The sequence below is a fragment of the Polaromonas sp. genome (assembly GCF_012927415.1).
GTDB lineage: Bacteria > Pseudomonadota > Gammaproteobacteria > Burkholderiales > Burkholderiaceae_C > Polaromonas.
The window spans coordinates 1-2,611 of record NZ_JABBPF010000067.1 but is presented as its reverse complement, the minus strand read 5'-3'; the positions used below and the strand labels follow the sequence as shown (position 1 = coordinate 2,611).

The 2,611-nt window shown below is 57.0% G+C and carries 2 protein-coding genes; both read right to left on the bottom strand.

All coding sequences use genetic code 11. The annotated features are described in order from the left end of the window. Positions 1–257: 257 nt before the first annotated feature. Complete coding sequence (gene lpdA / locus HHJ19_RS06880) at positions 258–2,111, bottom strand: dihydrolipoyl dehydrogenase (RefSeq protein ID WP_296905275.1); 1,854 nt, start codon at positions 2,109–2,111, stop codon at positions 258–260. Next, positions 2,108–2,611: MFS transporter (locus HHJ19_RS06875; RefSeq protein ID WP_296905273.1), on the bottom strand; the 504-nt coding region annotated here is incomplete at its 5' end. The genes lpdA and HHJ19_RS06875, both read right to left, overlap by 4 nt.

Here is a 2,611-nt window from a genome sequence, read left to right as displayed (position 1 = left end):
TCATTTGACTTTTTTTGCTTTCCGACTCGTCGCTCGCCTTGCGGATGAGCTGCATTGTCTTCAGCAGAGCCGCAAATCATAGCACCGTTTGTGAGCCCGCTACCAGCATCCTGGAGAAAAACCTAAAAATGCTTAAAATGAAATCTGGGTATGCGGCTGCTGAGTTTCGATCCGGTGACTTGCACGCACTACAAAAAACAAAAAGCCCGAAACCGTAAGGGTTCGGGCTTTGATGCGCGGTCTTGATTCGTCAGCGACTACTTACGCTGGGGGGGTAAATCAGTGCATGAGCCATGCGCAGCTTCCGCCGCCATGCCGATGCTCTCGCCGAGCGTCGGATGCGGATGGATGGTCTTGCCAATGTCCACCGCGTCAGCACCCATTTCGATGGCAAGAATGATTTCGCCAATCATGTCTCCCGCATGCGTGCCAACCATGCCACCGCCCAAGATCTTGCCATGACCGTGCGCTTCCGGGCTGTCGGCAAACAGCAACTTGGTAAAACCTTCGTCACGACCGTTGGCAATCGCTCGACCCGAAGCCGACCAAGGGAACATGCCCTTCTTGACCTTGATGCCTTCCGCCTTGGCCTGATCTTCGGTCAGGCCGACCCATGCCACCTCCGGGTCGGTATAAGCAACACTCGGGATCACGCGGGCGTTGAAGGCGGCGCTGGCCAGTTCCTTGTTGTCCTGCAATTCCCCGGCAATCACTTCAGCCGCCACATGCCCCTCGTGTACCGCCTTGTGCGCGAGCATGGGCTGGCCGACAATGTCACCAATGGCAAAAATGTGCGACACATTGGTACGCATCTGGATGTCCACGGGGATGAAGCCCCGGTCGGTCACACTCACGCCCGCCTTGTCAGCGGCAATCTTTTTGCCGTTGGGGCTGCGGCCCACGGCTTGCAACACCAGGTCGTAGGTTTGAGGTAGGGGAGCAGCGCCACCCGGCTCGGAGTTTTCAAACGTGACTTCAATACCGGCTGGCGTGGCCTTGGCTCCGACAGTCTTGGTTTTGAGCATGATGTTGTCAAAACGCGGTGCGTTCATCTTCTGCCACACCTTGACCAGGTCTCTATCAGCACCCGGCATCAGTCCATCCAGCATTTCCACCACGTCCAGGCGTGCGCCCAGCGTGCTGTATACCGTGCCCATTTCCAGGCCAATGATGCCTCCACCCAGAATCAGCATGCGCTTGGGAACTTCCTTCAACTCCAGCGCGCCCGTGCTGTCGACCACGCGCGAATCTTCGGGCATGAAGGGCAGACAAACGGCTTGCGAACCGGCGGCAATAATGCACTTCTTGAAGGCAATAGTCTGCTTGTTACCGGTTTTTTCCTGCGAATTGCCGCTGGTTTCTTCAACCTCCAGATGGTTGGCGCCAACGAAGGCCCCGTAGCCTCGCACCGTCGTGACTTTGCGCATCCTGGCCATGGCGGCAAGGCCGCCGGTCAGCTTGCCCACAACCTTTTCCTTGTGACCGCGCAGCATCTCGATGTTGATATGGGGTGCGCCGAATTCCACGCCCACGGCTGCCATGTGGCTGACCTCATCCATCACAGCGGCCACATGAAGCAACGCCTTGGAAGGGATGCAGCCGACATTCAGACAGACGCCACCCAGCGCGGCGTAACGCTCGACCAATACAACCTTCAGACCCAGGTCGGCCGCCCGGAAAGCAGCGGAGTAGCCGCCAGGACCGGCGCCCAATACCAGCAGGTCACATTCAAGATCGGCCGAGCCGCTAAAGCTGGCAACAGCGGCAGGCGCAGCTTCTGCTACTTTTTTAATAGCAGTTTGTGCCGGTGTTATCTGGACTACAACCTCTTTTTTCTCCTTATCCGCAGCCAGAGCCGCGCCCGAAGCCTCCAGCGTCAGGACTGCCGAACCCTGCTTGACTTTGTCGCCCAGCTTGACCTTGATTTCCTTGACCACGCCCCCCTGAGACGACGGGATTTCCATCGATGCCTTGTCGCTTTCGACGGTAATCAGGCTCTGCTCGGCCTTGATGGTGTCGCCGGCCTTGACCAGCACTTCGATCACGGTCACTTCGTCAAAGTCGCCAATGTCCGGCACCTTGATTTCAATCAGACTTGTAGCTGCACTCATTGGGAGGCTTTCAATTTGAGGGTAAATACATCAATCGGCCCGCCAGAATTTTTGTCAAACTCACAGCCGGCGTTCATGCCGGCCAGCGCAACTTCACGAGCCGTTTTGGCCTTGTCCCAGCTGGCATGCATTGCGCCTAGCGCAAAGCTGCGGCCCGAGCCTATGCCCCAAAATTCATTGAACTCAAACACTTCGCGGTAGCTGTAGAGACCATAAATCCCGCTCGCGTTGGCAATCACCACTGTGAACTGGCTGGACTCGTAAGGGTCGTTGTCGTCTTCCTTGGTCTGCAGGAAAAAAGTTTCTTTCAGTAAGGGATGGAGCTTGACGAAGGTATCGAATACCTCGTCCTTGGTGTCGAGCTTGAGCAATTCCTTCGGCAGCGCTGCCATGGCCTTGCGCAACACGGGAAAGTGCGCCACCGTGCCGGCCATGCCAACGTAGCTCGTACCCGCCGGGGTATCGACCTTGAAAATCTTGCTATTGACCTCGAAACGCTG